This is a genomic window from Pseudomonas fildesensis, from assembly GCF_001050345.1.
Classification (GTDB): domain Bacteria; phylum Pseudomonadota; class Gammaproteobacteria; order Pseudomonadales; family Pseudomonadaceae; genus Aquipseudomonas; species Aquipseudomonas fildesensis.
Window position 1 is genome coordinate 355,836 of sequence record NZ_LFMW01000002.1, and the last position, 26,927, is coordinate 382,762.

At 61.1% G+C, this 26,927-nt stretch carries 24 protein-coding genes and 1 tRNA gene; 17 read left to right on the forward strand and 8 right to left on the reverse strand.

Annotated features, from left to right (window positions below):
- Window positions 1–139: 139 nt before the first annotated feature.
- Window positions 140–2,128, reverse strand: a complete 1,989-nt coding sequence (gene mnmC / locus ACR52_RS04870) for a bifunctional tRNA (5-methylaminomethyl-2-thiouridine)(34)-methyltransferase MnmD/FAD-dependent 5-carboxymethylaminomethyl-2-thiouridine(34) oxidoreductase MnmC (RefSeq protein WP_048721080.1) — start codon at window positions 2,126–2,128, stop codon at window positions 140–142.
- A 141-nt stretch (window positions 2,129–2,269) separates the two neighbouring features.
- Here mnmC and pap point away from each other — a divergent pair, with 141 nt between their 5' ends.
- The 3 genes from pap (at window position 2,270) to ACR52_RS04885 (ending at window position 6,413) form a co-directional block, all read left to right on the forward strand.
- Window positions 2,270–3,781, forward strand: coding sequence for a polyphosphate:AMP phosphotransferase (gene pap / locus ACR52_RS04875; protein ID WP_048721082.1), 1,512 nt, complete (start codon window positions 2,270–2,272; stop codon window positions 3,779–3,781).
- 318 nt (window positions 3,782–4,099) lie between these two features.
- Window positions 4,100–5,284, forward strand: coding sequence for a thiolase family protein (locus ACR52_RS04880; RefSeq protein WP_048721084.1), 1,185 nt, complete (start codon window positions 4,100–4,102; stop codon window positions 5,282–5,284).
- A gap of 172 nt (window positions 5,285–5,456) precedes the next feature.
- Window positions 5,457–6,413: a DMT family transporter gene (locus ACR52_RS04885; RefSeq protein ID WP_048721086.1), complete on the forward strand. Its 957-nt coding sequence runs from the start codon at window positions 5,457–5,459 to the stop codon at window positions 6,411–6,413.
- A gap of 89 nt (window positions 6,414–6,502) precedes the next feature.
- On the opposite strand, the gene ACR52_RS04890 is transcribed toward ACR52_RS04885, so the two are convergent.
- Complete coding sequence (locus ACR52_RS04890; protein ID WP_048721088.1) at window positions 6,503–7,879, reverse strand: class II fumarate hydratase; 1,377 nt, start codon at window positions 7,877–7,879, stop codon at window positions 6,503–6,505.
- Window positions 7,880–8,072: 193 nt separating this feature from the next.
- Between ACR52_RS04890 and ACR52_RS04895 the strand changes: the two genes are divergently transcribed.
- The 7 genes from ACR52_RS04895 (at window position 8,073) to ACR52_RS04925 (ending at window position 15,786) form a co-directional block, all read left to right on the forward strand.
- Window positions 8,073–8,591 carry a DUF2059 domain-containing protein gene (locus tag ACR52_RS04895; protein WP_003236690.1) on the forward strand — a complete coding sequence of 173 codons (519 nt, stop codon included), beginning with the start codon at window positions 8,073–8,075 and terminating at the stop codon, window positions 8,589–8,591.
- 6 nt (window positions 8,592–8,597) lie between these two features.
- On the forward strand, window positions 8,598–8,894 hold the full coding sequence (locus ACR52_RS04900; protein WP_048721090.1) for a BolA family protein: 297 nt from the start codon (window positions 8,598–8,600) through the stop codon (window positions 8,892–8,894).
- Between the two features lie 118 nt (window positions 8,895–9,012).
- Complete coding sequence (gene trhO / locus ACR52_RS04905; RefSeq protein ID WP_048721092.1) at window positions 9,013–9,954, forward strand: oxygen-dependent tRNA uridine(34) hydroxylase TrhO; 942 nt, start codon at window positions 9,013–9,015, stop codon at window positions 9,952–9,954.
- Window positions 9,955–9,957: 3 nt separating this feature from the next.
- A complete protein-coding gene (locus ACR52_RS04910) occupies window positions 9,958–10,593 on the forward strand; it encodes a DsbA family protein (RefSeq protein ID WP_048721094.1) in 636 nt (211 codons plus the stop codon).
- Window positions 10,586–12,406: an ABC transporter ATP-binding protein gene (locus tag ACR52_RS04915; protein ID WP_048721096.1), complete on the forward strand. Its 1,821-nt coding sequence runs from the start codon at window positions 10,586–10,588 to the stop codon at window positions 12,404–12,406. Before ACR52_RS04910 ends, ACR52_RS04915 begins: the two co-directional genes overlap by 8 nt.
- A 71-nt stretch (window positions 12,407–12,477) precedes the next feature.
- Window positions 12,478–14,940 (forward strand): EAL domain-containing protein, encoded by a 2,463-nt coding sequence (locus ACR52_RS04920; protein WP_048721098.1) that lies wholly within the window; start codon window positions 12,478–12,480, stop codon window positions 14,938–14,940.
- A gap of 45 nt (window positions 14,941–14,985) precedes the next feature.
- On the forward strand, window positions 14,986–15,786 hold the full coding sequence (locus ACR52_RS04925; RefSeq protein WP_048721099.1) for a TenA family transcriptional regulator: 801 nt from the start codon (window positions 14,986–14,988) through the stop codon (window positions 15,784–15,786).
- A 21-nt stretch (window positions 15,787–15,807) separates the two neighbouring features.
- Here ACR52_RS04925 and ACR52_RS04930 read toward each other — a convergent pair whose 3' ends face one another.
- Complete coding sequence (locus ACR52_RS04930) at window positions 15,808–16,734, reverse strand: GGDEF domain-containing protein (protein WP_048721101.1); 927 nt, start codon at window positions 16,732–16,734, stop codon at window positions 15,808–15,810.
- A gap of 281 nt (window positions 16,735–17,015) precedes the next feature.
- Complete coding sequence (gene lldD / locus ACR52_RS04935) at window positions 17,016–18,158, reverse strand: FMN-dependent L-lactate dehydrogenase LldD (RefSeq protein ID WP_048721356.1); 1,143 nt, start codon at window positions 18,156–18,158, stop codon at window positions 17,016–17,018.
- Window positions 18,159–18,259: 101 nt separating this feature from the next.
- Here lldD and ACR52_RS04940 point away from each other — a divergent pair, with 101 nt between their 5' ends.
- Both ACR52_RS04940 and ACR52_RS04945 read left to right on the forward strand, forming a co-directional pair.
- Complete coding sequence (locus ACR52_RS04940; protein ID WP_048721103.1) at window positions 18,260–19,144, forward strand: LysR family transcriptional regulator; 885 nt, start codon at window positions 18,260–18,262, stop codon at window positions 19,142–19,144.
- A gap of 41 nt (window positions 19,145–19,185) precedes the next feature.
- Window positions 19,186–19,261: transfer RNA gene (locus tag ACR52_RS04945), tRNA-Asn, on the forward strand.
- Between the two features lie 223 nt (window positions 19,262–19,484).
- Here ACR52_RS04945 and ACR52_RS04950 read toward each other — a convergent pair.
- Window positions 19,485–20,153: a TetR/AcrR family transcriptional regulator gene (locus tag ACR52_RS04950; RefSeq protein ID WP_048721105.1), complete on the reverse strand. Its 669-nt coding sequence runs from the start codon at window positions 20,151–20,153 to the stop codon at window positions 19,485–19,487.
- Window positions 20,154–20,271: 118 nt separating this feature from the next.
- Here ACR52_RS04950 and ACR52_RS04955 point away from each other — a divergent pair, with 118 nt between their 5' ends.
- The 5 genes from ACR52_RS04955 to ACR52_RS04975 all read left to right on the forward strand — a co-directional run bounded on the left by ACR52_RS04955 (window position 20,272) and on the right by ACR52_RS04975 (window position 25,378).
- Window positions 20,272–21,471, forward strand: coding sequence for an MFS transporter (locus tag ACR52_RS04955; RefSeq protein ID WP_048721106.1), 1,200 nt, complete (start codon window positions 20,272–20,274; stop codon window positions 21,469–21,471).
- 63 nt (window positions 21,472–21,534) lie between these two features.
- Window positions 21,535–21,969: a hypothetical protein gene (locus ACR52_RS04960; RefSeq protein ID WP_048721108.1), complete on the forward strand. Its 435-nt coding sequence runs from the start codon at window positions 21,535–21,537 to the stop codon at window positions 21,967–21,969.
- Window positions 21,966–23,426, forward strand: a complete 1,461-nt coding sequence (locus ACR52_RS04965; RefSeq protein WP_048721110.1) for an ATPase domain-containing protein — start codon at window positions 21,966–21,968, stop codon at window positions 23,424–23,426. The genes ACR52_RS04960 and ACR52_RS04965 overlap by 4 nt, the downstream gene beginning before the upstream one ends.
- A gap of 8 nt (window positions 23,427–23,434) precedes the next feature.
- Window positions 23,435–24,454, forward strand: coding sequence for a sensor histidine kinase (locus tag ACR52_RS04970; RefSeq protein ID WP_048721112.1), 1,020 nt, complete (start codon window positions 23,435–23,437; stop codon window positions 24,452–24,454).
- Window positions 24,455–24,580: 126 nt separating this feature from the next.
- Window positions 24,581–25,378: a DNA/RNA non-specific endonuclease gene (locus ACR52_RS04975; protein WP_048721113.1), complete on the forward strand. Its 798-nt coding sequence runs from the start codon at window positions 24,581–24,583 to the stop codon at window positions 25,376–25,378.
- 18 nt (window positions 25,379–25,396) lie between these two features.
- Here ACR52_RS04975 and ACR52_RS29115 read toward each other — a convergent pair whose 3' ends face one another.
- The 3 genes from ACR52_RS29115 to ACR52_RS04985 are packed head-to-tail and all read right to left on the reverse strand — an operon-like array spanning window position 25,397 to window position 26,814.
- Window positions 25,397–25,576, reverse strand: coding sequence for a DUF1289 domain-containing protein (locus ACR52_RS29115; protein ID WP_082143098.1), 180 nt, complete (start codon window positions 25,574–25,576; stop codon window positions 25,397–25,399).
- Window positions 25,577–25,609: 33 nt separating this feature from the next.
- Window positions 25,610–26,542, reverse strand: a complete 933-nt coding sequence (gene dmeF / locus ACR52_RS04980) for a CDF family Co(II)/Ni(II) efflux transporter DmeF (protein ID WP_048721115.1) — start codon at window positions 26,540–26,542, stop codon at window positions 25,610–25,612.
- Window positions 26,539–26,814, reverse strand: coding sequence for a metal/formaldehyde-sensitive transcriptional repressor (locus tag ACR52_RS04985; protein WP_048721117.1), 276 nt, complete (start codon window positions 26,812–26,814; stop codon window positions 26,539–26,541). The genes dmeF and ACR52_RS04985 overlap by 4 nt, the downstream gene beginning before the upstream one ends.
- Between the last annotated feature and the right edge of the window lie 113 nt (window positions 26,815–26,927).

Below are 26,927 nucleotides of genomic sequence, written 5' to 3' on the forward strand. Positions count from 1 at the left end.
TTGCGAGGAGAGAGGCGAGTATTGCGCGGATTGGGCGCGTAAACGCCCAAGTATTTGAGTCAATTCACGCAAGTGTTCGCCTTATTGTTGAGCCTTACGACTCAACGCAATCAGTGGTTCACTGCCGTAACCGCGCGGCTTACGACGGCTGCGCGTTGCTGCGTACCAGCGCACGGAGGGCGAACCGGTTCGGGTGGCAGGCTTCGGCCACACTTCGGGGCAGCGGCAAGGGTTCGTCGTCCAGCCAGGCAGCGAGCAACTCCGCGCACAGCGGCGCGGTGATCAACCCTCGAGAGCCGTGGCCGCTGTTGATGTACAGCCCGTGCAGCCACGGGCACGCAATGTCTGGTACATGACGCGCGTCCTTGCGCAGCACGGCATAGGCCTGGTCGAAGGCGTCGCGGTCGGCCAGCGGGCCGACAATCGGCAAGTAGTCGGGGCTGGTGCAGCGAAAGGCGGCGCGCCCCTCAAGGCGCTCGATGGGGAGGGCGTCGACGTCAAGGCGGTCGGCCAAGTCGGTGGAGATCTCGCGCAACATGTCCAGGTTGCCGACATGCTCGGCCACCGTTGGCGTCAAGTCGTCGCTCTTGAAGTCGAAGCTGGCGCCCAGCGTGTGTTCGCCCAAGCGGGGCGGGGCGATGTAGCCCTCGGCGCACACGACCGTTGCCAACGCTTCGCTGCGCGGCGTGAGGGGCAGGCAGGTGATCTGCCCGCGAATACGCTTGAGGGGCAGGTCGCTGCTGAACGGGAACCGCTTGATCTCGGCAGCGCCGGCCAGCACCACCACACTCGCGCTGGCCAGCAAGGTATCGCCGGCATGGGCCTGCCACAGGCCGTCGACCCGTTGCAGGTGCAGCGCTTCCTGGTGGTTGAGCACCTTGATCAACGGGTGCGTCGCCTGCCACTGGCACAGCGCGGGAGGATTCACCCAGCCGCCCTCGGGGAAAAACAGCCCGCCGTGGGCCAGCGCCACACCGGCACGCGATTGCGCCTGAGGCTGGTCCAGCAGGTGCAGCAGGTCGGGCGAAAACGCCGCAGCCAACTGCGCCTGGCGCTCGGCCTCCTTGGCGTTGAAAGCCAGTTGCAGCACCCCGCAGCCGTCCCAGTCGACGCCCCGCTGCAGGTGCTCCAACACGCGCCGGGTGTGCCCGAAACCACTGAGGATCAATTGCGACAGGGCCGTGCCGTGAGCCGACAGCTTGAGGTACAGCACCCCTTGCGGATTACCCGAGGCTTCCTGCGCCAGTGCTGCATGGCGCTCCAGCAGCGTAACGTTCCAGCCGCGTGCGGCGAGGCTGGCCGCCGTGGTGCAACCGGCCAGGCCGCCGCCGATCACCAGGGCGCTGCGTTCACCGCTCAGGGACGCGGGGCGGGCGAACCACGGTTTGCTCGCCACCGGTGCTGGCGTGTCTGCCGGCCAGCCCAAAAACTCGCCGCGCAGAATTTCCCATTTATGCCCGATGCCCGGCGTGCGCTTCATTTTGAATCCGGCCGCGTTGATCAGCCGGCGCACCCAGCCGGTGCTGGTAAAGGTGCTGATGGTTGACCCCGGTGCGGCCAGCCGCGCCAGTTCGGCGAACAGCTCGGCGGTCCACATGTCGGGATTTTTCGCCGGGGCAAAACCATCGAGAAACCACGCATCGACCTGGGCGTCGAGTTGCGGCAACTGCTCCATGGCGTCGCCGATCAGCAGGGTCAGGGTCACGCGGCCGTTATCCAGAATCAGGCGCTGGAAGCCCTGATGGATGGCAAAATACTGCGCCAACAACTGATCGGCCAACGGCTTGAGTTCCGGCCAGAGGGCGAGGGCGCGCTGCAGGTCTGCGTGGCTCAGCGGGTACTTTTCCACGCTGATGAAATGCAGCCGCGTACCCGCCACTGCGTGCTGTTCGAACAATTGCCAGGCGCAGAGAAAATTCAACCCCGTGCCGAACCCGGTCTCGCCAATCACCAGCCTGCCGCCCACGGGCAGGGCGGCAAAGCGCTCCTGCAAACGGTTCTGTTCGAGGAACACATAGCGGGTTTCTTCAAGGCCCGACTTGTCGGAGAAGTACACATCGTCGAAGACCCGTGAATGCGGGCGACCTTGGTCATCCCAGTCGAGCTGGGCGTGGATTACGGGGTTCATGGGCGGCTCGGTAACGGCAAGGGGGCCATTCTAGCTGATCAATGGACTTTGAATTGACCCATGGCAAGCCGGCGTGGAATTTCCTCCCGCATGGCGTTGCCCAATCCGCTAGTCTTGCTGAATTCTGAAACGGAGCTGCCCATGTTCGAATCCGCCGAAATCGGTCACGCCATCGACAAAGACACCTACGACGCCGAAGTGCCGGCCCTGCGCGAAGCCTTGCTCGAAGCGCAGTACGAGCTGCAGCAGCAAAAACGCTTCCCGGTGATCATCCTGATCAATGGCATCGAAGGCGCCGGCAAGGGCGAGACCGTCAAGCTGCTCAATGAATGGATGGACCCGCGCCTGATCGAAGTGCGCACCTTCGACCAGCAGACTGACGAAGAACTGGCCCGCCCGCCGGCCTGGCGCTACTGGCGCCAGTTGCCCGCGAAGGGCCGCATGGGGATCTTTTTCGGCAACTGGTACAGCCAGATGCTGCAGGGCCGCGTGCATGGGCAGATCAAGGACGCGCGACTCGACCAAGCCATCGCCGGTGCCGAACGCCTGGAGAAAATGTTCTGCGACGAAGGTGCGCTGATCTTCAAGTTCTGGTTCCACCTGTCCAAGAAGCAGATGAAGGCGCGGCTCAAGGCACTGGCCGATGACCCGCTGCACAGCTGGCGCATCAGCCCGCTGGACTGGCAGCAGTCCAAGACCTACGACAAGTTTGTGCATTTCGGCGAGCGGGTGCTGCGTCGCACCAGCCGCGACTACGCGCCGTGGCATGTGATCGAAGGCGTGGACAGCAACTACCGCAGCCTGACCGTGGGCAAGATCCTGCTCGACGGCCTGCAAAACGCGCTGAAGCTGCCCAAAGGCAAAGCCAGCGGCATGAACCCGGCGCCGCTGCCGTCGGCAGTGGACCAGATGAGCCTGCTCAACAGCCTCGACATGACCCTGAGCCTGGACAAGGACGATTACGAAGAACAGCTGATCACCGAACAGGCGCGGTTCTCCGGCCTTATGCGCGACAAGCGTATGCGCAAGCACGCCCTGGTCACGGTGTTTGAGGGCAACGACGCGGCGGGCAAGGGCGGCGCGATTCGCCGCGTGGCAGCGGCCCTCGACCCACGTCAGTACCACATCGTGCCGATCGCCGCGCCCACCGAAGACGAGCGCGCGCAGCCGTACTTGTGGCGGTTCTGGCAGAAGATCCCGGCGCGCGGCATGTTCACCGTATTCGACCGCTCGTGGTATGGCCGCGTGCTGGTGGAACGCATTGAAGGCTTCTGCACCCCGGCGGACTGGATGCGCGCCTATGGCGAGATCAATGACTTTGAAGAGCAGTTGCGCGATGCGGGCGTGATCGTGGTCAAGTTCTGGCTGGCCATCGACAAGCAGACCCAACTGGAACGCTTCCAGGCCCGCGAGGCGATCCCGTTCAAACGCTTCAAGATCACCGAAGACGACTGGCGCAACCGCGACAAGTGGGACGACTACCGGGCGGCCGTGGGCGATATGGTTGATCGCACCAGTACCGAGGTGTCGCCGTGGACGCTGGTGGAGGCCAATGACAAGCGCTGGGCGCGGGTCAAGGTGCTGCGTACCATCAACCTGGCGCTGGAAGAGGCGTTCGACAAGTCTGACAAGCACGATAAAAAGAAGAAGTAACACTCAGTGACCATTGTGGCTCGCAGGCTCCCTGTGGCGAGCGGGCTTGTTGTGGCGAGCGGGCTTGCCCCGCGTTGGGCTGCGAAGCAGCCCCAAAACCTGCCAATGAGTTCTGCCTGAAAGAACGCGGTTTCCCTGATAGGGCTGCTCCGCAGCCCAACGCGGGGCAAGCCCGCTCGCCACAGGAAGCGCGTTAACCACAAAATCCAGCGTTCGACACAATGCTTTTGCATACGCCAGGTGAATGATCGTCGCGATTGAAAGTAGCTGGATCTATCCTCGATCCATCTCCCAACAACGACAAGATCGAGGTGGCCCATGCGTGAAGTAGTGATCGTCGACAGTGTGCGAACCGGCCTGGCCAAATCCTTTCGCGGCAAATTCAACCAGACCCGTCCCGATGACATGGCGGCTCATTGCGTCAATGCATTGCTCACCCGCAATGGCATCGACCCGGCGACGGTGGAGGACTGCATTGTCGGCGCTGGTTCCAACGAAGGCGCCCAGGGCTACAACATCGGGCGCAATGTGGCAGTGCTCTCGCAATTGGGTACCGGTACGGCGGGCATGACCCTCAACCGTTTTTGCTCGTCGGGCCTGCAGGCAATTGCGATTGCCGCCAACCAAATTGCCTCGGGCTGCAGCGACATCATCGTTGCCGGTGGCGTCGAGTCCATCAGCCTGACCATGAAAAGCGTCAACACCGACAACCTGATCAACCCGCTGCTTAAAGAACAGGTGCCGGGCATTTACTTCCCCATGGGCCAGACCGCCGAAATCGTCGCCCGCCGCTACAACGTCAGCCGCGAAGAACAGGACCTGTATGCCCTGCAAAGCCAGCAGCGCACCGCCCAGGCGCAGGCCGACGGTTTGTTCAACGATGAAATCGTGCCGATGGCGGTCAAGTACAAGGTAGAAGACAAGAACACTGGCGAGGTGCAAATACTCGACGGCGTGGTTGACCGCGACGACTGCAACCGCCCGGACACCACTCTGGCCAGCCTCCAGGGACTTAAACCGGTGTTTGCCGAAGACGGTTCGGTGACGGCGGGCAACTCCTCGCAACTCTCCGATGGCGCGTCGATGACCCTGGTGATGAGCCTGGAAAAAGCCCTGGAACTGGGGCTCACGCCCAAGGCGTTTTTTCGCGGTTTTACCGTGGCCGGCTGCGAGCCGGACGAGATGGGCATCGGCCCAGTGTTCTCGGTGCCCAAGTTGCTCAAGGCCAAGGGCTTGCAGGTGGCGGACATTGACCTGTGGGAACTCAACGAAGCGTTTGCCTCGCAGTGCCTTTACGCGCGCAACCGCCTGGAAATCGACAACGCCAGGTACAACGTCAGTGGTGGTTCGATCTCCATCGGGCACCCGTTCGGCATGACCGGTTCGCGGCAAGTGGGACATCTGGTGCGTGAGTTGCAGCGGCGCAATCTGCGCTATGGCATCGTCACTATGTGCGTGGGCGGCGGCATGGGCGCCACCGGATTATTCGAAGCTGTCCGCTAATCAAAATGTGGGAGGGGGCTTGCTCCCGATAGCAGTGTCAGCCACTACATCAGGTGACTGATACACCGCCATCGGGAGCAAGCCCCCTCCCACATTTGAATTGCGTCATAGCCCTATCCGGTTACATGCCCCTAGAATGCCCGCTCCACTTCCTCTGGCTCCTGGGGCACGCATGCACATCTCTTCCGGCCGCTGGGTCTATGGCTTTGGCTTGACCCTGTTGACCGCGCTGCTCTGGGGCATTCTCCCAGTCAAACTCAAACAAGTGCTGCAGGTGATGGACCCGGTCACCGTCACCTGGTTTCGCCTGACGGTGTCCGGCACCTGCCTGTTTCTCTACCTCGCCGCGACCAAGCGCCTGCCCAGCCGCAAAGTGCTTGGGCCCAAGGGTGGCTGGCTGGTGGCCATGGCCGTTTGCGGCCTGGTGGGCAATTACGTGTTGTATCTGATCGGCCTCAAAATGCTCAGCCCTGGCACTGCCCAGTTGGTGGTGCAGATGGGGCCGATCTTCCTGATGGTCGCCAGTGTGTTTGTGTTCAAGGAGCGCTTCAGCCTGGGCCAGGGGCTGGGGTTGGTGGTGCTGATAATCGGCTTCGGACTGTTCTTTAATCAGCGCCTGGTCGAAATGCTCACGTCCCTGGGCACCTATACCGCCGGGGTGCTGACGATTCTGCTCGCCACGACCATCTGGGTATTTTACGCCCTGGGCCAGAAGCAATTGCTGACGGTGTGGAATTCGCTGCAGGTAATGATGGTGATCTACCTGTCATGTGCCGTGCTGCTGACACCGTGGGCACATCCGCTGGAGGCGTTGCAGTTGAGCCCACTGCAAGGCTGGCTGCTGCTGGCCTGCTGCATGAACACGCTGGTGGCCTATGGCGCGTTTGCCGAAGCCCTGGCTCACTGGGAAGCCTCGCGGGTCAGTGCGACCCTGGCGCTGACGCCGCTGGTGACCTTTGTAGCGGTGGCCTTGGCGGCATGGTTGTGGCCTGACTTTGTGCAGGCCGAAGAAATCAACGCCCTGGGCTATGCCGGGGCGTTGGTGGTGGTGCTGGGCTCGGCGACCGTGGCCTTGGCGCCCTCGTTGCTTGCTGGGCTCAAGGCCCGGCGCGCACGCTTGGCCTTGTAGGCGCGTGCTTGCTCGCGAAGGCCGTTAACGATGACGCGGGTACCTGAAACCCAACTGCGCTCTCAGGTTTTTCGCGCGCAAGCTCGTTCCTACACCATGTTTTCCGGGCGTACCCACTGGTCGAACTCTTCGTCAGTGAGGTAGCCCAGGTCCAGCGCCGCCTGGCGTAGTGTCAGGCCCTCGGCGTAAGCCTTCTTGGCGATCTGCGCCGACTTGTCATAGCCGATGTGCGGGTTGAGTGCAGTCACCAGCATCAGACCGCGCTCCAGGTGCGCGGCCATTTGCTCGGCGTCCGGCTCAAGGCCTGCCACACAGTGCTCCTGGAAGTTGTTGCAGCCATCGGCCAGCAAGCGGATCGACTCCAGCAGGTTGTGGATGATCACCGGTTTGTAAACGTTCAACTGCAAATGCCCTTGGCTGGCGGCGATGCCGATGGTCACGTCATTGCCCAGCACCTGGCAGGCCAGCATCGACAGCGCCTCGCACTGGGTAGGGTTGACCTTGCCAGGCATGATCGAGCTGCCCGGCTCGTTGGCTGGCAACTTGACCTCCGCCAGCCCGGCACGCGGGCCGGAGCCGAGTAGGCGCAGGTCATTGGCGATTTTCATCAGGACCACGGCCAGGGTTTTCAGCGCGCCGTGCAAGGTCACCAGCGGCTCATGGCCGGAGAGGGCGGCAAATTTGTTGGGCGCAGTTACGAACGGCAAGCCCGACAATGCTGCCAGTTCAGCCGCAATCGCCTCGCCAAAACCGTGGGGCGAATTGAGCCCGGTGCCGACGGCAGTACCACCCTGGGCCAGTTCGCAGACCTGCGGCAGGGCGCTGCGGATCGCGCGTTCGGCGTAATCCAGTTGGGCGATAAACGCCGAAAGTTCCTGGCCGAAAGTGATCGGCGTGGCGTCCATCATGTGAGTGCGACCGGTCTTCACCAGCTTCACGTGCCGTGCCGACAGTTCCGCAAGCCCTCCGGACAGGTTAGTGATCGCCGGCAACAGTTGCTGGTTCACCGCCTGCACCGCCGCAATGCTCATGGCCGTGGGAAAGCAGTCATTGGAGCTCTGGGAGCGGTTCACGTGATCGTTGGGGTGCACCGGACTCTTGCCGCCACGGGGCTTGCCCGACAGCTCGTTGGCACGGCCGGCGATCACTTCGTTGGCGTTCATGTTGCTCTGGGTGCCGCTGCCGGTCTGCCACACCACCAGGGGGAACTGGTCGTCATGTTGACCGTCGAGCACCTCGTCGGCGGCCTGTTCGATCAGGCGGGCGATATCGGCAGGCAGGTCGCCGTTGCGGTTATTTACCCGGGCGGCGGCCTTCTTGATCAGTGTCAGGGCGTGCAGTACCGCCAGGGGCATGCGCTGCTCGCCGATGGCGAAATTCACCAGTGAGCGTTGGGTCTGCGCACCCCAGTAAGCGTCATCCGGGACTTGAACGTCTCCCAGGCTGTCGGTTTCTATACGGCTCATCGGGCACACTCCTTCAGGTTCGTTTGCGCAGTTTAGGCCGTGATCGGCCTGGGGGGTTCCCTAAAACACGCTTCATCGGATTCATGGCCCGCAAAACCAGTCCCTACAAGGCCTGGGGTTGAGCCTCGAGGTTTTTTAGGCGCAGAATGGGCGCCCTTGGGGTCTTACCTCGCCTGCTAGAAAAGGAAACTCGATGACTCGTCTTCGTGCCATCTGTACCGCGGTTGCTCTGGTTTGCGCCAGCGGCCAGGTTTTTGCCGATACCGCCAGCCACAACGCCAGTGCCGAAGCCTTCCTTACCCTGGCCCACGCTGACAAGCTGGGTACCCCGGTGTACATGCAAGTGCAGCAAATGTTCGCCCAGCGTTTCGAACAGACCAAGGCTCCTGCCGCCAAGCAGTCCGTACTGGACAGCTACCAGGCCAAGGCCAACGCCGCCCTGGACCAAGCCATCGGCTGGCCCAAGCTGAAACCGGACATGGTCAAGCTCTACACCACCAACTTCAGCGAGTCCGAACTCAAGGACCTGGTTGCCTTCTACCAGTCGCCACTGGGCAAGAAAGTCCTGGAAAAAATGCCGCAACTGACCCAGCAATCGGCCCAGATGACCCAGGCCAAGCTGGAAAGCGCCGTGCCGGTGGTGAACAAGCTGTTGGAAGACATGACCAACGAGCTGACGCCTAAAGCCGCCGCACCGGCCAAGAAGAAGTAAGCAGGAATGATCATGCAACAGCGTATCGAAACGGCGCTTGCCGCCCTGGCTCCGGAACACGTGAGCGTGTTGGATGAAAGCCATATGCACAGCCGTGGGTTGCAGACCCACTTCAAGGCCGTGCTGGTCAGCCAGCAGTTCGAGGGACTCAACCGCGTCAAGCGCCACCAGAAGGTCTACGCCACCCTGGGTGACCTGATGAGCGAGTTTCATGCGCTGGCGCTGCATACCTATACGCCTGATGAATGGGCGAAAATCGACGCAGCCCCGGCCTCGCCGACCTGCGCCGGCGGGCATAGCTGATGACCGGGTGTTTCTGACCCCTCGCATTTGCTAGAATCCGCAACGCGCCGCTTAGCCGGCGCGTTTTTTTTGCATCCGGTTCACCCCTTACGAGGGTAGCCACCTGGAGAGAACACCCATGACTCAACCGATCGTCGTGGCGGCACTGTATAAGTTCGTCACTCTCGAAGATTACGTCGCCCTGCGCGAGCCATTGCTGCAGGCAATGGTCGACAACGGCATCAAAGGCACCTTGCTGATCGCCGAAGAAGGCATCAACGGCACCGTTTCCGGAAGCCGCGAAGGCATTGATGGCCTGATGGCCTGGCTGAAGAACGATCCGCGCATGGTCGACATCGACCACAAAGAGTCGTACTGCGATGACCAGCCGTTCTACCGCACCAAGGTCAAGCTCAAGAAAGAGATCGTGACCCTGGGCGTCGAAGGCGTCGACCCGAACAAAAAAGTCGGCACCTACGTCAATCCACAGGACTGGAACGCGCTGATCAGCGACCCGGAAGTGCTGTTGATCGACACGCGCAACGACTACGAAGTCTCGATCGGCACCTTTGAAGGCGCGATCGACCCGAAAACCACGAGTTTTCGCGAATTTCCTGACTACATCAAAGCCAACTTCGACCCGGCCAAGCACAAGAAAGTCGCCATGTTCTGCACCGGCGGCATTCGTTGCGAAAAGGCTTCCAGCTTCATGCTCAGCGAAGGCTTTGATGAGGTCTACCACCTCAAGGGTGGCATCCTGAAGTACCTCGAAGAGGTGCCGCAGGCAGAAACCAAATGGCAGGGCGACTGCTTTGTTTTCGATAATCGCGTGACCGTGCGCCACGACTTGAGCGAAGGCGACTACGATCAATGTCATGCCTGCCGCACACCGGTCAGTGTGGAAGACCGCGCATCCGAGCACTATGTGGCTGGCATCAGTTGTCCACATTGCTGGGATAAGCTGCCGGAGAAAACCCGTCGCAGCGCGATCGACCGGCAGAAGCAGATTGAGCTGGCCAAGGCCCGCAATATGCCGCACCCGATTGGCTTCAACTATAAGCAAACCCCCTCCGAGGCCTGACCCATGTCCGCGCGCCTGCTCTATGTAATGGACCCGATGTGTTCCTGGTGCTGGGGCTTTGCCCCGGTGGCGAAGGTGTTGGTAGAGCAGGCCCAGGCCGCCGGTGTGGAGTTGCACCTGGTGGTGGGCGGTTTGCGCACCGGCAGCGGCGCAGCGCTGGATCCGTCGACCCGGCGCTACATTCTTGAGCACTGGCAGGCGGTCACCGACGCCACCGGGCAGCCGTTCAACCGCGACGGGGCCTTGCCTGACGGTTTTGTCTACGACACCGAGCCGGCGTGCCGCGCCATCGTCACCGCCCGGAGCCTGGCGCCGGATTGCGCCTGGACGCTGCTGGGGCTGATCCAGCACGCGTTTTATGTCGAGGCCCGCGACGTGACCCTCGCCAGTGTGTTGGTGGAGTTGGCCGAGGAGGCGGGCATTCCGCGCATCGAGTTTGCCGGCGCCTTTGACCGTGCCGAGCAACATGCCGCGACGGCTGCCGATTTCACCTGGGTACAGGACCTGGGTATCGCCGGTTTCCCGACCTTGCTGGCCGAGCGCCACGGCCAGTTGGCCCTGCTGACCAACGGCTACCAGCCGCTGTCCGAGCTGTCGCCTCTGCTCGCCCGATGGTTGGAGCGAGCAACCAGTGCATGATCAACCCGACATTGAACCGACCCAAAAACGCGTAGACCGACTGACCTGGGCGGAAATTCGCCGCCTGGCGCTGCGTCATAAAAAATCCCTGTGGATCGCCAATGGCGTCGCCGTGCTAGCGACCCTGTGCAGCGTGCCCATCCCTCTGCTCTTACCTTTGTTGGTGGACGAAGTGCTGCTCGGCCATGGCGATGCTGCGCTCAAGTTCATGAACCACGCGCTGCCCCTGGGCTGGCAGAAAGCCGCCGGTTACATCGGCTTGATGCTGCTGGTGACCCTGACCCTGCGTTGCGGCGCGCTGGTGTTCAACGTGGTGCAGGCGCGGCTGTTTGCGCGGCTGGCCAAGGATATCGTGTACCGCATCCGCGTGCGGCTGATCGAGCGGCTTAAGCGCATTTCCCTGGGGGAATACGAAAGCCTGGGCAGCGGCACGGTCACCACACACCTGGTCACCGACCTGGATACGCTGGACAAATTTGTCGGCGAAACCCTCAGCCGATTCCTGGTGGCCATGCTGACGCTGGTCGGCACCTCGGCCATTCTGGTGTGGATGCATTGGCAACTGGCGCTGCTGATCCTGCTGTTCAACCCGCTGGTGATCTACGCCACGGTGCAGTTGGGCAAACGCGTCAAACACCTGAAAAAACTGGAAAACGACAGCACCTCGCGCTTCACCCAGGCGTTGACCGAAACCCTGGATGCCATCCAGGAAGTCCGTGCCGGCAACCGCCAAGGCTTTTTCCTTGGGCGCCTGGGCATGCGTGCCCAGGAAGTGCGTGACTTTGCGATTCACTCCCAATGGAAAACTGACGCCTCTAGCCGCGCCAGTGGTTTGCTGTTCCAGTTCGGCATCGACATCTTCCGCGCGGCCGCGATGCTCACGGTGTTGTTTTCCGACCTGTCCATCGGCCAGATGCTCGCGGTATTCAGCTACCTGTGGTTCATGATTGGCCCGGTGGAGCAACTGCTGAACCTGCAATACGCCTACTACGCGGCGGGTGGCGCGCTGACGCGGATCAACGAGCTGCTGGCCCGCGCCGATGAGCCGCAATACGCCGGCGGCGAAGACCCGTTTACCGGGCGCGAAACGGTCGGTATCGAAGTGCGCGGCCTCAACTTTGGCTACGGCGAAGACCTGGTGCTCGACCAGTTGAACCTGACCATTGCGCCCGGTGAGAAGGTTGCGATTGTCGGCGCCAGCGGCGGTGGCAAAAGTACCCTGGTGCAACTGCTGCTGGGGCTCTATACGCCGCAAGCCGGCAGCATTCGCTTCGGTGGTGCAACCCAGCAGGAAATCGGCCTGGAGACCATTCGCGAGAACGTCGCAGTGGTGCTGCAACACCCGGCACTGTTCAACGACACCGTGCGCGCCAACCTGACCATGGGCCGCACCCGCTCGGACCAGGCGTGCTGGCAGGCACTGGAAATCGCCCAGCTGGAGGCTACCGTCAAGGCACTGCCAATGGGCCTGGACAGTGTAGTGGGACGCTCCGGTGTGCGATTTTCCGGTGGGCAACGCCAACGCCTGGCGATTGCGCGCATGGTACTGGCCGAGCCCAAAGTGGTGATCCTCGATGAAGCCACCTCGGCCCTGGACGCCGCCACCGAGTACAACCTGCACCAAGCCTTGGCGCGGTTTCTCAGTGGCCGTACTACACTGATTATCGCCCACCGGTTGTCTGCGGTGAAACAGGCTGATCGGGTGTTGGTGTTTGATGGTGGGCATATCGCCGAAGATGGCGACCATCAGCAGCTGATTGCAGATGGCGGCCTGTACGCCAAACTTTACGGGCACCTGCAACAAGTGCGCTGATTCAGTCTAGGCTAAGCTTTCGGAAGCGGGTTTTCGCGTGCGTATCCAGCAGTGCATGTGTAAGGGACTTCATGAAGCAGAAGCGGACTCTCGGAACGCCAAGGCTACTGGGCATTGTCTGGCCCTTTATCGCCGTCGTATTGTTCCAGGCATTGTTGGGCGGCGTCAGTCTCTACATGCTCTCGGCGGTACGAGGCTACGTGGCCGGGGAAAGCTTGTGGTCCAAGGGCCAGAAAGACGCCATCTATTACCTGACGCTTTACGCCGATAATCACGACGAAGCCACCTATCTCAAATACCAGCAAGCCATTGCCGTGCCCCAGGGTGGGCATGAGCTGCGTATCGCCCTGGACAGCCCCACGCCCAACATCACGGCGGCACGCCAGGGCATCCTCAAAGGCGGCAACCACCCGGATGACGTTTCCAGCCTGATCTGGCTGTACCTCAACTTTCGTCATTTCAGTTACCTGGAAAAAGCCATCGAGCTGTGGGCCGTGGGCGATGGCTACATGATTCAGCTGGACGACCTGGCTCAAGCGATGCACCGCGCAATCACCACAGATCAGGTCAGCAGCGACGAGGTGCGGCAATGGAAAGCGCATATCTTTGCCATCAACGACGGCGTGACCCCGCCCGCCAAGGCGTTCAGCGATGCCCTGGGTGAAGGCTCGCGGTTTATCCTGCGGTTGCTGCTGATCACCAACCTGGCCACCGCCCTGGGGCTGATTGCCCTCGCGTTGTTACGCACGCGCAAGTTGCTGACCCAGCGGCACGCCTTTGCCAACGCCCTCCAAGTGGAGAAAGAGCGGGCGCAGATCACCCTGGAGTCGATTGGCGACGGGGTCATCACCACCGATGTGGATGGCGCAATTGCCTACATGAACCCGGCGGCCGAAGCGCTGACCCACTGGACGTCCGCCCAGGCCCAGGGCCTGCCACTGGCCGCGCTGTTCAACTTGTTGGATGAGAACGCCCAGCCCGACGGTTTTACCCTGATCGAACACATCATCAAGGGCCAACTCAGCGGCGGCAGCGAACATTCGAAATTGATTCAGCGCCTGGACGGCAGCACCGTTTCGGTCACCCTGGTGGGGGCGCCGATCCGCAGCTCCGGCAAGGTCAGCGGCGCCGTGCTGGTGCTGCATGACATGACCCAGGAGCGTCAATACATCGCCAACCTGTCATGGCAGGCGACACACGACGCCTTGACCGGTCTGGCCAACCGACGCGAATTCGAGTTCCGCCTGGAGCAAGTGCTGCAACAGGTAGGGCGCCAGCAAGACGGGCGGCACGCGTTGATGTTCCTCGACCTGGACCAGTTCAAGCTGGTCAACGACACCTGCGGGCACGCGGCGGGCGACGAGCTGTTGCGGCATATCTGCGCGCTGCTGCAGTCGGACCTGCGTGAGGGCGACACCCTGGCACGCCTGGGGGGCGACGAGTTCGGCATCCTGCTGGAGAACTGCCCGGCGCCGGTGGCGGAAAAGATCGCCGAAAGCCTGCGCCATACCGTGCAAAGCCTGCATTTCGTGTGGAAGGGCCGGCCGTTCATGACCACCGTCAGCATCGGCCTGGTGCACATCTCACAAGCGCCGACGACCCTGGAGACGTCGCTGCGGGCCGCCGACATGGCCTGCTACATGGCCAAGGAAAAAGGTCGTAACCGCGTGCAGGTCTACCACGCCGACGACTCCGAGCTGTCCCTGCGTTTCGGCGAGATGGCTTGGGTGCAGCGCTTGCACATGGCCCTGGAAGAAAACCGCTTCTGCCTGTACGCCCAGGAAATCACCGCGCTGGGCCAGACCGACGCGGGTAACGGGCATGTTGAAATCCTGTTGCGCCTGCACGATGAAGCAGGGCGAATCATTCTGCCCGACAGTTTTATTCCGGCGGCCGAACGTTACGGCTTGATGACTTCCCTGGATCGTTGGGTAGTTGAAAACGTATTCAAGCTTATCGCTCGTTGTATGCACGAGCGTCCAGGCCGGCCCATGGCTATGTGTGCGATTAATCTGTCAGGCATAACTATTGGAGATGAAGATTTTCTCGGGTTTTTACGTGAAAAATTCGAGGCTTACAGCATTCCGCCGGAAATGATTTGTTTTGAAATAACTGAGACAAGCGCTATTGCCAATTTGGGTAGTGCAATTCGCTTTATTAATGAACTCAAAGCCTTAGGTTGCTATTTTTCACTCGATGACTTTTGTGCCGGAATGTCCTCATTCGCTTATCTGAAACATTTACCTGTAGACTTCCTGAAGATCGATGGAAGTTTCGTAAAGGATATGCTGGACGACCCGATTAACCGCGCCATGGTCGAAGTGATCAATCACATCGGCCACGTCATGGGTAAACGCACAATTGCCGAGTTTGTTGAAACACTGCAAATCGAACAGGCTTTACTTGAGATAGGTGTGGATTACGCTCAGGGCTACCTGATTGAACGCCCGCAATTGTTTACCTTTGATAGCTTGCAGTGTCGACCTGTACGGCCGCAGCCTCTGTTATTCAAGGCGCCCGGCACATTCCGCTGAAACATTTGTTGGTCTGTACAATCACACTTAAAAAGGAGCCTTACAGTGATCGACACCTTCAATAGAACCGGCCCGCTTATGGAAGCCTCGAGTTACCCCGCCTGGGCGCAACAACTGATCCAGGACTGTAGTGAGAGCAAGCGCCGAGTTGTCGAGCACGAACTGTACCAGCGCATGCGTGATAACACGCTCAGCGCGAAGACCATGCGTCACTACCTCATTGGTGGTTGGCCAGTGGTCGAACAGTTTGCCTTGTACATGGCACAAAACCTCACCAAAACCAAGTTTGCCCGCCACCCTGGGGAGGATATGGCGCGACGTTGGCTGATGCGCAATATTCGAGTGGAGCTTAACCACGCCGACTATTGGGTACATTGGGCCCGCGCCCACGGCGTCAGCCTCGAAGAGTTGCAAGCGCAGAACGTACCACCGGAATTGCACGCACTGAGTCATTGGTGCTGGCACACCAGTTCGGCGGATTCGTTGATCGTTGCGATTGCCGCGACCAACTATGCGATTGAGGGGGCGACTGGGGAGTGGTCGGCGGTGGTGTGCTCAACCGGCGTGTACGCGGCCGCTTTCCCCGAGGAAGACCGCAAGCGTGCAATGAAGTGGCTGAAGATGCACGCCCAGTATGACGATGCCCACCCTTGGGAAGCCCTGGAAATCATCTGCACCCTGGCCGGGATGAACCCGACCAAGGCCCTGCAGGTAGAGCTGCGCCAGGCCGTGTGCAAGAGCTACGACTACATGTACCTGTTCCTGGAAAGCTGCATGCGCCTGGAGAACCTGAAGGCGCCTGTGGTAGCGCGTGAGCGCCAGGTACGCGTCGCCAGCGAAGCGTGATGTAAACGTGATGGCGGGGTTTTACCCCGCCATTGCCAAGCGATTACGGCCTTCGCGCTTGGCCACGTACAGCGCGCTGTCGGCCCGCCGCAACAGGCTTTCGGCCGACTCGGCAGCCAGCAAGGTCGAGCAACCCAGGCTCACCGTCAATTCTATCCGCGTGTCATCCGACCAGTAATCCTGGGTCTGGGCCGCCTGGCGCAGGCGCTCGCCGACCATCGCCGCCGCATCCCGGCCGGTGTTGGACAGCAGGATCAGAAACTCTTCCCCGCCAAACCGAAACACCATGTCCACGTTCCGTAACTGGCCTTTGATCGACGCGGCGACCGCGCGCAGTACCTTATCGCCGGCTGCGTGGCCGTGCGTGTCGTTGATGCGTTTGAAGTGATCGATGTCCAGCATCAGCAGGGACAGCGGATTCAGATGCCGCCGCGCCATGTCGATTTCCCGTTGCAGGGTCTGGTCCATGGCAATGCGATTACCGGTTTCGGTCAGAGGGTCACGCAGTGCACTGCGCGTCGCGGCGCGGTAGAGCAGGGCGTTGCGCATCGGGTAGAGCAGGGTGGCCAGCAGGGATTCGAGCTGGCCCAGTTCTTCTTCTGTAAGGCGCTGGTTGCGGCGGAACACCAGCTCACCCAGATGTTCGCCTTCGTGGCTGAGGGTGTAGCTCACCGAGTGATGGCCACGATGGCCAAACTCCAGGCGCAAGTCGCTGGCCTCGTGGCGGTACAGCAAGGCGTCAAGGGGAACCAGGCGTTGGATCTCGCGGAAGAACAGGCCGAGGATGCGCTCCGGTTCCAGGCTGGTCTGCAGTTGCAGGCCCAGTTGCCGGCGAAGTTCGGCGATCGTCGTAGGGCGGCGCGGGAGAAGGGATGGCTGACCAAAGCCCAGGCGTTGCAATTTGGCAGTATCGAAGTCAATTGCGTGGGTCTGGGTTGGTGTTTTCATAAGCAATCGGCCTCTAAGCACTTAGCTGTCTTACAGGCTCGATGAGAGTGGCGAGTGCCAAGCGTCTTACTGTTCCTTCAGTTCCGTAAAACATTGGAAACAGTCTAAACCGCTTTGCCATGGGTTATAACCCCTGGGCACTGCCGCACGTCTTGTCATCGCTTAACCTGCTTGGAAAGGGTTAGAGCGAGATTCATGCCACTTTGTTTAACTAAATAAAAGTCCTTATAAATCAACGGCTGTTTTTAAAGATAAAAACAGCCGTTGAAGAGTTGCGTCAGTTATTTGGCTGATTGAACCAGCGTGGTGTGGTCAATCTGCTCAATCGACGTGACCCCCGTCAGTGTCATGGCGACACGCATTTCCTTGGCGAAGATATCCAGCAGGTTCTCCACCCCGTGTCTGCCATCGGCAGCCAATGCATACGCGGCCGAGCGTCCCAGCAAGCACGCCTTGGCGCCGAGGGCGAGCATGCGCACCACGTCCAGCCCGGAGCGAATGCCGGAGTCCACCAGCACCGTCAGGTCATCGCCCACTGCCTCGGCAATTGGCGGCAACGCTTTGGCAGTGGACAGCACGCCATCCAATTGGCGGCCGCCATGGTTGGACACCACGATGCCATCCGCGCCGAAGCTCACGGCGTCCTTGGCATCCTGCGGGTCGAGGATGCCCTTGATGATCATCGGGCCCTTCCAGAACTCGCGAATCCACTCCAGGTCTTTCCAACTGATCGACGGGTCGAAGTTGTTCGCCAGCCAGCCGATGTAATCTTCCAGGTGGGTGGGTTTGCCGAGGTATTTGGAGATATTGCCCAGGTCGTGGGGGCGGCCGAGCAGCCCGACATCCAACGCCCATTGCGGCTTGGTGACCGCTTGCAGCATCCGCCGCGCCGAGGCATACGGCCCGGACATGCCCGAGTGCGCATCACGGTAACGTGCGCCCGGTGTGGGCATGTCGACGGTGAACACCAGCGTGGTTACGCCGGCAGCCTGAGCCCGCTCCAGGGCGTTGCGCATAAAGCCACGGTCCTTGAGCACATAGAGCTGGAACCAGATCGACTGCGGGCTCTGCGACGCCACTTCCTCTATCGAACACACCGACACCGTCGACAGGCAAAACGCAATGCCCTTGTTCGCCGCCGCCTTGGCCGCTTGCACTTCACCGCGCCGCGCGTACATGCCGGTCAGGCCGACCGGGCTGAGGATGACCGGCATCGCCAGTTCCTGGCCGAACACGGTGGTCTTCAAACTCAGGTTGTCGACGTTACGCAGGATGCGCTGGCGCAGGCTGATCTCGGCCAGGTCCGAGCCGTTGGCGCGCATCGTGTGTTCGGCGTTGGCGCCCCCGTCGATGTAGTCGAACAGAAAACGCGGCAGCTTGCGCCTGGCGGCTTCACGGTAATCGGCGGCGGACGAGATGATCATCAACAGTTTCTCCACGGGGCAGGGTGCGTCCACCATAAGCAAATATCTGTCATGATAAAAACAACTTTTTTCACTGATATCCAGTCGCAAAAGGAATACTGATGAACCTGAGAACACTGCTTGTCTTCGTCGAAGTAGTGCGCCAGGGAGGGTTCTCCCAAGCGGCTGAAGTGGTGTCCCTCACCCAATCCACCGTGAGCAAGGCCGTCAAGACGCTGGAGGATGAACTGGGCATGCTGCTGCTCAATCGTCTTGGCCACCGGAACGAACTGACCGCCGCCGGCGAAATCGCCTACCGTCGCGCGCTGGTGCTGCTCGCTGAACAGCACGACCTCGTCGCCGAGATCAACGACCTGCGCGGCCTCAAACGTGGCCGGCTGCGCATCGGCCTTCCGCCTGTAGGGTGTGGCGTGCTGTTCGCGGCGATGTTCGCCACCTACCGCAGCCGCTACCCGGAAATTGATATCGAACTCACCGAGTACGGCAGCAAAAAACTGCGTGAGTGCCTGGAAGCCGGCGAGGTCGACCTGGCGGCCCTGTTGCTACCGGTCGACGAAGGCTTCGACTACCAGCCGGTGCGCAAAGAGCCGCTGATGGCCGTGCTGCCCATCAGCCATCCACTGGCCCGGCGCAAGCGAATCGACTTCACCGACCTGGCGGATTCACCGTTCATTCTGTTCGAAGCCGGCTTTGCCCTGAACGCAATGATCATGGCCGCCTGCGAACGCAAAGGCGTGACGCCCAAGGTGACCGCGCGCAGCGGCCAGATCGACTTCATCGTCGACCTGGTCTCGGCCGGGCTCGGCGTCGCCTTCGTGCCGCGCATGCTGGCGCATAAGCACCAACACGCCGGCATCGCCCTGATCCCCCTGGACGAACCCCATACCGACTGGCACATCGCCCTGGCCTGGCGCGCCAGCGCCCACCTGCCACCGGCGGCGCGCGCCTGGCTGGATCTGGCCCAGGAAATGGCAGAGTCCGCGTAAAAGCTTGACTTCTCCTTTTCAATCAGTAACATACGGCGCATTCCGCGATAGCTCAGTTGGTAGAGCAAATGACTGTTAATCATTGGGTCCCTGGTTCGAGTCCAGGTCGTGGAGCCAGATAGAGAAAAGCCTGCAGCGATGCAGGCTTTTTTTTGCGTTGGATTTGACTGAGCTGAAATCAATCAAGCGCCTATTAAGCAGGCTGCATCCATGCATCCCGAGCCCCCACAACATTCGCCCACCGACTGCGGACGGACTTTTTTCGAGCAACGCCGCCGAGGATTGGCCGGCGGTAGCCTGGTGGAAGTGTTGAAACCTTACGGTGGCCGATCGCGGTCGTTTACGTTGCAGTATCCCCTGGGGCGCTATCTGCCGCATCGGGTGTGCGCGTTTGTGGATTTTTTGCTGCAAGGTCCCACGTCAGCAGGATCTGGCTGATGGCCGCATCGATGTTTTCACGCGCCACATTATCCCGTGCCAGTATCGAAACCCCCTGCAGGAAACTGTCAAACACTGTCGCCATCGACGCCGCGTGAATCGTGTCCGGCAACTGCCCGGCACGGATACCCCGCTCGACACACGCCACCATGCCTGCCCGCGTACGCATACGCGATTGCGTCAACGCATTCGCCACTCGCGCATTCTCCGGGCTCGGTGCGCTCATCACACCCAGTGTGACCATGCAGCCTTTCGGATGGCCGTCTTCACATTGCATGCGCGCCGACTGGCGCAGTGCGGTTTCGATGGCCGTGCGCGGTGGCAGGCTTTCATCCCACAGGCATTCGGTGACCTGGGCATAGGTCGTCAGATAGCGCTGTACGCACTCGTCGAACAGCGCTTCCTTGGAGCCGAACGCGGCGTAAAAACTCGGCGCGGAAATACCGCCCCCCAGCCCGGTTTTCAGCTGGGCCAGGGAAGTGGCGTCGTAGCCGTGTTGCCAGAACAGGTGCATGGCCTGTTCCACAGCGTCGTCGCGGTCGAAGGTGCGGGGGCGGCCCATTTGCGCCATGTGAAGACTCCTTGGAGAATTAGATAAATACTAGTCGATACATAAGTCGTTGACAACGGTGCATGGCAGCCTGCAACATTTATATCGATCAGTACTTAAGTGGCCCCAGGAGTTAACCGTGACCCCCTCACTCAGCTTATCCGCGTCTTCCGAACGCTTGCCCATCGGCGCCTTGCTCGCCCTGGCCATGACCGGCTTCATCTGCATCGTCACCGAAACCCTGCCCGCCGGCCTGTTGCCGCTGATCAGCGAAGGCCTGGCGATTTCCCCCTCGATGGCCGGGCAGATGGTCACCGCGTATGCGCTGGGTTCGGTGCTCGCGGTGATCCCCATGACGATCGCGACCCGTGGCTGGCGCCGGCGCAACGTGTTGCTGCTGACCATCGTCGGGTTCCTGCTGTTCAACTCGATCACCGCACTGTCGTCCCATTACGGCGTGACCCTGGTGGCGCGCTTCTTCGCCGGTGTGGCGGCGGGCCTGGCGTGGAGCCTGCTGGCCGGTTACGCCCGGCGCATGGTCGCGCCGCACCAACAGGGCAAGGCGCTGGCGCTGGCGATGGTCGGTACGCCGATTGCGCTGTCTCTGGGGGTGCCGCTGGGCACCTGGCTCGGTGGTCTGGTCGGCTGGCGCACCACGTTCGGCGTCATGTCGGCGCTCACGTTGGTGCTGATTGCCTGGGTGCTGGTGAAAGTCCCGGACTACGCGCCCCAGCCTGCGCATCAACGCCTGTCGTTGCGCAAGGTGCTGACCACGCCCGGCGTGCGGCCGGTGCTGGCGGTGGTGATCAGCTGGATGCTGGCGCACAACATTCTCTATACCTACATCGCCCCGTTCGTGGCATCGGCCGGGCTGGCGGATCGTGTCGATTTGGTGCTGTTGGTGTTCGGGATCGCCGCGTTGGCCGGGATATGGCTAACGGCCAGGCTGGTCGAGCGACTGCTGCGCAAGACCGTGCTCGTGAGCTTGGCGACCTTTGCGGCCGTCTGCGTGGGGTTTGGGTCTTTCGGCAACCTGCCTGAGGTGATCTACCTCGGCGTGGCAGTGTGGGGCCTGAGTTTTGGCGGTGCGGCGACGTTATTGCAGACGGCGCTGGCAGATGCGGCAGGCGATGGCGCGGATGTGGCGTTGTCGCTGAACGTGGTGGCATGGAACAGCGCGATTGCCGGCAGCGGTGTCCTGGGCGGAGTGCTGCTGGATCGCTGGGGTGTGGCGGCGTTTCCGTGGGCGATGGTGGGCTTGATCGGCGTGGCGTTGGTGACCGCGTGGGCGGCACGTGCCCACGGTTTCAAGCCGGGGCAACGACGGATAGCCCATTAAACCTTCGGCGTGTCGCCATAGGGTGTACGATCAGTCTCACAATCCATCAGATATTAGTCCGTCATGTCCACGCTAAGCGAAGAGAGCCGCCAGATCGTAGCTTCTCTGGCGCACCGTGTTGGTCCCACCGCTGACATTGCAAGCATCGCCGAGGCGATCATTTCGATACTGCAGGACATGGACGCAGCACTGACGCCGATCATCGGCCAGCAGGGGGTTGTCGCGTTGACGCGCCGCAGCCTCCTTCTGAGCGCCACGACCCATTCCCGACTGGCCGGCACCTACGACTGTGTGCAGCCGACGTCGGACCTGACCGACCTGAAATCCGTATTGCTTGAGCAGAATGAAGCTGATGCAGTGTTTTTCGGTGAAGTGCTGCTGAGCACTTTTTACCAGTTGCTGACCACACTGATCGGACCTTCGCTGACTACCCGTTTGCTGCATGGCGTGTGGGAACCTTCTTTGAGCGACACCCCTTCGCAGGAAATTTCTCCATGAGCACCAAAGTGACAATCAACCGTCTGGCCACCGGCGTGCCAGGACTGGACGAGGTGCTGGGCGGAGGTTTGCCGGAGTTTTCGTTCAACCTTATCGCCGGCCCGCCTGGCTGTGGCAAGACCACGCTGGCGCATCAAATGATGTTCGCCCTCGCAACGCCTGAGCGCCCGGCGCTGTTTTTTACCGTGCTCGGCGAGCCGCCGCTGAAGATGCTGCGTTATCAGCAGCAGTTCGACTTTTTCGACGACAACGCGATCAACCAGTCGATCCGCTACATCAACCTGGCCGATGACACCCTGGCCGGGAATCTGGATGAAGTGCTGCGACGCATCGTCAGCGAAGTGGAGACTCATTCGCCGTCGCTGGTGTTTGTCGACTCGTTCCGCTCGGTGGTACTGGCCAGCCAGACAGAGCACAACCCTAACAACAACCTGCCGCAGTTTGTCCAGGAATTGGGCATGTTGATGACCACCTGGCAGGCGACGACCTTCCTGATTGGTGAATACTTCTCCGAAACCGACACCAACCCGATCTTCACCGTGGCAGACGGGTTGATCTGGTTGCGCCAGAGCGTCGAGCGCAACTCGATGGTGCGCAAAATGGAAATCATGAAGATGCGCGGCCAGCCGACTTTGCCGGGGCTGCACACCTTCCGTATCGCCACCTCAGGCATCAAGGTCTTTGCCCCCGCTGCGCTCAACCCGGTTGAGACACCCACGGTGTTTCCCATCCAGCGCTTGAAAATGGGCGTGCCACAACTTGACGAAATGCTCGGTGGTGGGCTGCCCCGAGGCTATTCCTTGCTGGTGGCAGGGCCCTCGGGTTCGGGCAAAAGCATTCTGGCGGCGACCTTCCTCGCCGAGGGCGCGCGCAACGGTGAAACCGGCGTTATTGCGGTGTTCGAACCGCGGCCCAACCACTCGCAAAACGCCACATTGGCCAAGCTGATTGAAACCGGGCAGGTCGGTCTGGTGGACAGCCGGGCGCCGGACCTGTCCATCGACGAAGTCGTGCAACTGCTGCTCAGCGAGATCAGCCGTTTGAACGCCACTCGCGTGGTCATCGATTCGCTGTCGGGCTTCGAGCTGGCCCTGGCGCCGACCTTCCGTGAGGACTTTCGTGAGTCGTTGTCGCGCATGGTCACGGCGTTGACCCGTGCGGGCGTCAGCGTATTGATGACCTCAGAGTTGGAAGATCGCTACACCGACCTGCGCTTCAGCCCTTACGGCACAGCGTTCCTGACCGATGCGATCATCGTCCAGCGCTACATTGAAGTGCGCAGCCGCCTCTTGCGAATCATGGCGGTGGTCAAAGTGCGCGCCAGCGCCCACTCCGATGAACTGCGTCAATATCACATCAATGACGATGGCCTGCAGATCGGCGAGATGCTCACTGATCAGGAGGGGCTGCTCGGTGGTCGGCCAACCACGAAGCACATAGGATATGAAAATGTTTGAGTTGACCCATGAGTAAAAGCGGTGGAGGGGATGAACGTGAGGTGGCCAGTGCCGCCCACGAACTCTTCCTGCTCGGCCGGAAAACCGTTGAGGCGCGCGCCGTTTTGGCCGCATTGCAGCAACAACTGAGTGACGCCAACAGCCGTTTGGTAGATACCCGGCACGTCGAGCAATTGATCGAGGCCAATCAACAGTTGGTGCTGGCGATGCTCTTGGCGCAGTCCGACGCTGTTGCAACGCCGCGCCTGGAGGAACAGCAGCTGTTTCAGGAGCTGCGCGAGGCCAATGCGCAACTGGTCATCGCTGCGCTCAGCGCCCAGGACCTCCAGGCGATCGCCGAACGTGCGTTGGGTGAGCAGAAAAGCATCCTTGCGACGGTGGCCCATGAGCTGCGCAACCCGCTGACCCCTATCAGCCTGATTGCGGAGCGCATGGTGAGGCTGCCCAGTGACCAACTACCCCGCATGCGTGAGCTGATCGACGGTCAGGTCCAGCATATTTCCCAACTGGTCGACGACCTGCTGGATGTCTCGCGCGCCAGCGCCGGCAAGCTGCGAATCAACCGCAGCGAGGTCGATATGCTGCGCATTCTGAATGCCGCTGTCGACGCCTGCAGCCCGGTGATGATCGCGCGTCATCAGCAATTCGATGTACAGCTTCCCGACTGCACCCTGACCCTCAACGGTGACGCTGGGCGGCTCGCGCAGATTCTTCACAACCTGTTGGCAAACGCGGCCAAGTACACACCTGCCGGCGGCAATATAAGGATGGTTGTCACTGCGGCGGCCGAGGTGTTGCGCATCAGTATTGCCGACAATGGCATCGGTGTTACCGCCAAAGCGCTGCCGTTTATTTTCGACCCTTATGTGCAAGACACCCACGCCATAGGTTTCAACGGGACCGGCCTGGGCATTGGCTTGACGGTGGTTCGCGAATTGGTTGAGGCCCACGGCGGCACGGTGACGGGGATGAGTGAAGGGCATGACAAGGGCAGTGAGTTTGTGGTGACGCTGCCCTTATCGGTTTAAGGGGGCAAACGCACGAAAGTGATTTATGCGGGTCAATAGCCCCCGCGCGATCGTCTGTGGTCGCGCGCTTGTCGGCCTCATGAACGGGGCCCGTCGTCCGTTTACCCTCACCATAAGATCTAAAGCATGTACCTACGCAACATTGCAGTGGGGCTGTCAGCCCTTGTTTTACTCTCCACCGGGGTGCAAGCCCGCAGTCTTACGAACCTCTACACCCCTACAGAACGACGTGCCTCGTTTGACGGTTGCGCTGATCTGTTCCCCGCCGCAAAGCCGATCAATACCGCCACCGTGCCCGCCAGTATGAAACCGCTGGCACTGTGTTCCGACAACTTCGCCGTGCTGTACTCGCAAACCAGCAAGACGCCGCTGGTAGTGGTCGAGCGTCTGAATGCCGCCCTGTTGAAAGACGCCAAGGGCGAGGAACGCACTAACCAGTTCTACGCCGACCCGCGCATTCCCAGGAACGGCCGCGCGGAGTTGAGCGACTACCGCAGCCAGCGTCCGGCCGTCGACCGTGGCCATCAATCGCCCGCCGCCGATGCGCCGAACGCCAATGCCATGGCGCAGTCTTTCGCGCTGTCGAACATGGTGCCCCAGGACCCCACCAACAACCGCAAGATCTGGAGCAAGGTCGAGGCGGATGTGCGCAAGTTTGCCAAGCGCGCCGGCGGCGATGTGTTTGTGTTCACCGGCCCGCTGTTTGATTCGGGCTACGGCACCGTTGGCAAGAACAAAGTCTGGGTGCCGACCCGGCTGTTCAAGCTGGTCTACGACACCTCGTCCAAGCGTGCCTGGGCGTATGTGCTGCCCAACGCGCAGACCCGCATCCAACGGCCGATGGACTATGACGCGTTTGTGAAGAGCACCGGGTTGAAGTTGCTGGGCAATCTGCCGGTGACAGGCTCGGTAGGGCGCATGTAAATAAAGGGCTGAGCAGCGTTACTTGGCTTTTTTCAACGCCTTCAAGCGTGCTGTCGCTCGCTGGGCGGCGGCCATTTTCTCTGGGCGTTTCATCCGTTTCCATTTACGGATGTCGTCCTTGGTCCGCCCACAGCTGACGCACAACTCGCCACTCAACTGGCAGGTAGAGACACACGGGTTTTCGATTTCTTTAGCCAAGATTTCACCTGGGGATGAAGTAAAGGGTCGCCGCTACGCCGCACGAAACTCAATCGTGAGGTGGCTCACTTCATGGACCGGCTTGAGGCGCTCGCGAATGGTCTCGGCATCTGCCGTCGGTTGACCGACAACGCTCACGATGGCCGCATGGACGCCCGGCCCGACCTGCCCGACCTGCCAGACGTGCAGGTCGGTAATCGTCGCATCGCCCGGTTGCTCCACCAACTCACGGATCTCGGCGGCAACGTGCTCGTCGGTCTGATCCAGCAGCACGCCGGCGGTCACGCCCATCAAACTCCAGGCCCATCGCGCAATCACGATGGCGCCAACGATGCCCATCACCGGGTCCAGCCAGACCCAACCCAGGTACCGACCCGCCAGCAATGCGGCGATCGCCAGCACGGAGGTCAGCGCATCGGCGAGCACATGCACGTAGGCTGACCTGAGGTTGTTATCGTGGCCAGGGTGACGATGGTCGTGATCAGCGTCATGCCCATGCCCATGCCCATGGTCATGACCGTGGCCCAGCAGCAGCGCGCTGACGATATTCACCACCAGCCCGACGATAGCGATCAGGGTCGCCGTACCAAATTGCACGTCGGTCGGCTGGAGCAGGCGCAGGACCGACTCGACACCAATGCCCAAGGCCACCAGCGCCAGGATCAGTGCCGAGGCAAAGCCGCCCAGGTCACCCACCTTGCCGGTGCCAAAGCTGTAGCGAGGGCTGTTCGCATGGCGCTTGGCGTAGGCGTAGGCCGCCGCCGCGATGCCCAACGCACCTGCATGGGTGGCCATATGAAAACCGTCGGCCAGCAACGCCATGGAGCCGGTCAGGGCGCCGGCGGTAATCTCCGCCACCATCATCACCACGGTCAGCATCACCACCCACAGGGTGCGTTTGGCGTTTTCTTCATGGGCAGCCCCCAAGAACACATGGCTGTGTGCATGGCTGTTCATAAGGCTCATTTGGAGTAGCGCCGAATGGCTTCAAGCAACTCTTCGACGCCTTTGTTGCGGGCCTGCGCACTGAGTGACGGGTCGGCCACGTGTGCCCTGGCGTGCTCTTCGATGATTTCTTCCATCAAGCCGTTGATGGCGCCGCGCGTGGCGGCCACCAGGTGCAGGGTCTTGGCGCAGTCAGCGTCCGACTCCAGCGCTTTTTCAACCGCCTGAATCTGCCCGGCGATGCGTTTGACGCGCTTGATCAGGCTGTCTTTGTTTGCCGCTACATGGCCCACGGTATACCCCCCCTACCTATGAAGGGGCGGATCATGGCATACCCCACCCCCCCTATACAATGATCCAGATTCATGGACGCTTCGGCCTTCTTCGTCCAAAGGCCGGCGCCTGG